Raw genomic sequence first — 2,205 nt, 5'->3', positions numbered from 1 at the left:
GGCAAGGCTTTACCCAATTTTTCAGCCATGCAATAATGCTGAATATCCGAAATTACATTAATGATACTCCGTGGCTTTACATATTGACGAGAGTCTGTATTGATGAATGTGGCATTCGGGCTATATGAGCCGCCTCTACCACCACCACTGCTGCTGCCGCTATTACTACTGCCGGAACTGCCGCCCTTATAGCCACTAAAGCCACTACTGTTTATGCTCTCGCTCATACCTGCTTATCCCCGTGAACTGATTCAACAGATACCAGGTCCAGGAGGATGCCGGATTTAGCATCTTCCATAACGGCAATAGAATCAAATGCCTCGGCATGACAAGGCGTGTAATAGCCGTTCATGGTTACGCCTGATTTCATGGTTACCGTATAATATGCCCCAAAATAATTGTCTTGCAAAAGGCCACCGGCAATGACATTCTCCTGCCGTAGTTGATGGACGATTGACAACAATACCTCCCGCATTTCTTTTTCATCCATAGAGACTACTTCCAGCACTCCCGCTTTTTCAGCCTGTTTCCTGGCAATCACCTCCAATATCTTTGGCATAAAATAGACAACACCATTCGGCATGGAAAATGCCTGGAACCTTCGCCCCTCTAATTTATTGATATAGGGCCGCATATCTGTCAGTAAGTCATGGGTGTTAAGCCATGACAGGTTGATGAGCTTTGGAGCTGCCGTCTTCTTTTTTGTTTCTGATTTTTCATCAAATATGCCGTCTTGCGCTTTTGCTTCGTTGTGCCACCCAGGAGGTTTTTCTAATGGCCCAAGTCGCTCCTGTGCCTGCTCTATCTCTTGTTGACGTGCAAGTTGATCTGCCCGCTTCAAAGTCTTGCCCAGCAGCTCTTGAGGCTGTTTGTGGTGGAATTTTACGGCCTGTAAGATTTCCTCTTTTTGGCGAAGTTCTTTGAACGATTGAAGGCCGACCAGAATCCGGCCAGCGGCTAAGGGATGTTCGCCCAGGCTATACAAATGCCCACGGATGGATGGCAGTTTCCCCAGATCATGGGACAAGGCGGCAATGATGGTATCCGGCATAAGATAGCCGGTATCAGATTCCTGTAGCAGCCGGACCACCTGTTCAGCCACATTCAGGGAATGGTCAATCAGGTTGGTTTGACCAAGCAGGGTGTAGGTGTTGGAATCCCAGGTGGCTTCTACATCACGACTGACATTGACGACAGATGGACACCCCCCTTCCGTGTCCAGCAAAGACAAAAGATCACGACAAACTGCCTGTTGACGGGCAGCATGGTGTAATGGTTGGATATGTTTTTTGTAGAATTCCTGTATCCGTGCATTCTGAAATTCGATGGATACTTCATCGATTGCTTCCACTACAGGATCATCCCGCCAGATTGGGGCCAGATCAGCTATATCGACCTCTCCATTTTTAATCCAATACTTAGATAATTCTTTTAACAACATTACTTTTGGGGATACGGCAGGTTTTTTCTCTGACCTCACGAGAAGCATCCATATTGTGCTGGCAAAGAACAAAATTCCAAGGCCAAGGATGGTATTGATCTCTGCAGCAGTCATCCCTCCCTCCTCTTTTCTTTGCCTGACAGGTCTTCCTGATAATCGTCCCATTGTGGTCTGATTTCGGGGAAGATCACCTTGAGGTTAGCCGTGGGAACATCCGCGGTGATTCCCCGATAAATTCCTGAATAGGTAGTCATGAAGAACTGACGGGGAGCCAAGTTCAATACTTCGGTGTGCTTAACCCGTACATCCTCGGTCTCTCTGATAGCCAGCCCGCCACCAACAGAGATAACCGGACTAAAGACCCGTTTTTCTCCAAGATGATCTGAGATGTAGGTGGCGGTCTTGGCATCCGGCACCCGCATAAACAATTTGGTATTGCAGTTATCGAGGATAGTATTGGCTCGATCCTGGCCAATCTCAGCGTAGAGTTGACTCACTGACTGGCAATAGCCGTGGATATAGACACCTGCACCGCCGGCCTTGGCAAAGAGCTCCTCAATCCCTTCATAGAGAACAGACTGGGCCTCGTCGATATGTAGGGCAAGGGCAGGTGAAATCTGTTTATCACTGGAGAACCTGCGACCAACAAACGCCTGGATGTTAGAGGCAATGACCTTCCCAGCGGTATAAGCCGCCCGTTTGGTGAGCAACGAGCCAAGCTGGACAATCATGATAACGCCTTTGTCTTGCTCAAGGCGGCTGAT

At 48.3% G+C, this 2,205-nt stretch carries 3 protein-coding genes; all 3 read right to left on the bottom strand.

The genetic code is table 11. The features are described 5' to 3' along the window. The coding region (locus OEL83_21130) for a hypothetical protein (GenBank protein ID MDK9709546.1) at positions 1-227 on the bottom strand (227 nt) is incomplete at its 3' end. Then, positions 224-1,555, bottom strand: a complete 1,332-nt coding sequence (locus OEL83_21125) for an HD domain-containing protein (GenBank protein MDK9709545.1) — start codon at positions 1,553-1,555, stop codon at positions 224-226. The genes OEL83_21130 and OEL83_21125, both read right to left, overlap by 4 nt. Continuing rightward, the coding region (locus OEL83_21120; GenBank protein ID MDK9709544.1) for a TraG/TraD/VirD4 family protein at positions 1,552-2,205 on the bottom strand (654 nt) is incomplete at its 5' end. The genes OEL83_21120 and OEL83_21125, both read right to left, overlap by 4 nt.

This window comes from Desulforhopalus sp. (assembly GCA_030247675.1).
GTDB lineage: Bacteria > Desulfobacterota > Desulfobulbia > Desulfobulbales > Desulfocapsaceae > Desulforhopalus_A.
The sequence above is the reverse complement of the archived record's forward strand: the minus strand, read 5'-3'. Positions and strand labels throughout refer to the sequence as shown.

Bases quoted from the DNA above. Each gene is read 5' to 3' on its own strand.
- OEL83_21125 (MDK9709545.1), bottom strand. From the start codon at position 1,555: ATGACTGCTGCAGAGATCAATACCATCCTTGGCCTTGGAATTTTGTTC.